Below are 1,785 nucleotides of genomic sequence, written 5' to 3'. Positions count from 1 at the left end.
GATCACTGTAAAGGGTCAACGCATCGGCTGATGCGATACCGCTAATCATCGCCGCAGCAAGGGCAGATAATGCAACTTTTTTCATAAGAATCACTCCTGTTTTTTAGTGGTGTCATTGTAGAAAAAATAGATTACGTCAATGTTACATTACAATATGATTACGATAAGAAAAATGAATGAAAACAGATGGGTATACAATTGAGAAAATGCCCATATCAACGCATACGCAAGGAGAGATGGGCCAAACTTAAGGAATTGAAGAAGGAGAAATGAATATTGGGTCTGATTAGGACACCTTTAAAAACATCGCGATGTGTTTAGAGGTGGCTAATGATAAAAGCACACAAGTGTGCGTGAGCTCTCTGCTGAAGAGAACTCAGCGTTAGCGTAGCCAAAGGGATGAATTCCTTTGGCGTATTAAATAATAAAAAACTTATTTATTCTCTGCCCAGTATTCGCGGACAAGGTTTGTTGTTTCAACCGGAAGTGGGATGTAACCCAATTTTTCCGCTGCTTTATCCCCATTTTTGAATGAGTAATCAAAGAAGGAGATAACCTGCGCGTTCGTTTCCGCACTCTCTTGTGGTAAAAGGATATACGTTGCCGCTACGATCGGGTATGCAGTATCCCCTTTTTGAGATACCAATGAACCGTAGAAACCTTCTGATTTTTTCCAAGAAGCTTGTTTAACGGCTGCCATAAAGTTATTTTTACTCGCTGTTACCCATTTACCGCTAGCCGTTTGCAAAGTAGCCGCTGAGAGGTTATTTTTCTCTTTATACGCATTTTCAATGTATCCGATAGAGTATGGTGTTTGTTTGATAAGGTTAGTTACACCCTCATTCCCTTTTCCGCCCACACCGGTTGCCCAACCGATCGCTTTACCGATACCGTATTTGCTTTTCCACATTTTAGATGAATCGCTCAAGAAGTCGGTAAATACATACGTAGTTCCTGATCCGTCTGAACGGTGAGCCACGATGATTTTCTCAGCCGGCAATTTAACACCTGCATTGTCCGCAACGATAGCAGCGTCATTCCACATTGTGATTTTACCTGCAAAAATATCCGCAACAACACTATTTTTGAGTTTTAGTTTTTCATCTGCAACACCCGGAAGGTTATGCGCAACAACGATTGAACCGATAACGGCAGGGAACTGAGTAAGTTTCGCCGCTGCAAGCTCTTTTGGAGTCAATGGTGCATCAGTAGCACCAAAATTTACGATACGCTCGCTAATTTGTTTAATACCGCCGCCTGAACCGATAGCTTGATAGTTGACACGAGTTTTTGTCGCTTTTTGGTAGTTGTATGCCCAATCATAATAACATGGAGCCGGGAATGTTGCACCCGCACCGCTGATTTTGTCCGCCGCGATCATCGATGTTGCAGCGATAGCTGCAATGACCAAACCTTGTGTTGCTTTTTTGAACATAGTAGAATCCTTTTGGAATTTTTGATGGCGGCATTGTAGAAGTATCGGGTAACAAAACGATTACAAAGCGCTACTTGTGTTTGTAATCTCTCGGTTATAAATCATGGTTATAATCGCGCACATCATTTATTCAAAGGCACACCAATGCTACCACGCTATGAAAACAAACTCAACGAAATCCGCAGCATGATTTCGCTTATGCTCTCTCAGATCATCCAATCGAGCGAAGAGACGCTTAAGGCATTTGAAACCGATAATGCCGAACTGTATGAAATCTCACGCTCGTATATTAAAAATCTCCAGAGCGATGCTAACAAAATCGATAACGAAATCATCAAAACATTTGCCCT

General features: G+C 41.8%; 1 protein-coding gene and 1 pseudogene. One reads left to right on the top strand and one right to left on the bottom strand.

The annotated features are described in order from the left end of the window. Positions 1–433: 433 nt before the first annotated feature. The gene (gene pstS / locus A3G19_RS02720) at positions 434–1,435 is read right to left on the bottom strand and encodes a phosphate ABC transporter substrate-binding protein PstS (protein ID WP_294870432.1); all 1,002 of its coding nucleotides are present in this window, start codon (positions 1,433–1,435) and stop codon (positions 434–436) included. Between the two features lie 144 nt (positions 1,436–1,579). Between pstS and A3G19_RS02715 the strand changes: the two are divergent. After that, a pseudogene (locus tag A3G19_RS02715) lies at positions 1,580–1,785 on the top strand (PhoU family transcriptional regulator); the annotation flags it as partial.

Source organism: Sulfuricurvum sp. RIFCSPLOWO2_12_FULL_43_24 (assembly GCF_001829605.1).
Taxonomy (GTDB): domain Bacteria; phylum Campylobacterota; class Campylobacteria; order Campylobacterales; family Sulfurimonadaceae; genus Sulfuricurvum.
Note: the sequence above shows the minus strand (reverse complement) of the source record. Positions and strands in the feature narration are given on the sequence as shown.

Excerpts from the sequence above, each read along its gene's own strand:
- pstS (WP_294870432.1), bottom strand. The coding sequence starts at position 1,435 with ATGTTCAAAAAAGCAACACAAGGTTTGGTCATTGCAGCTATCGCTGCA.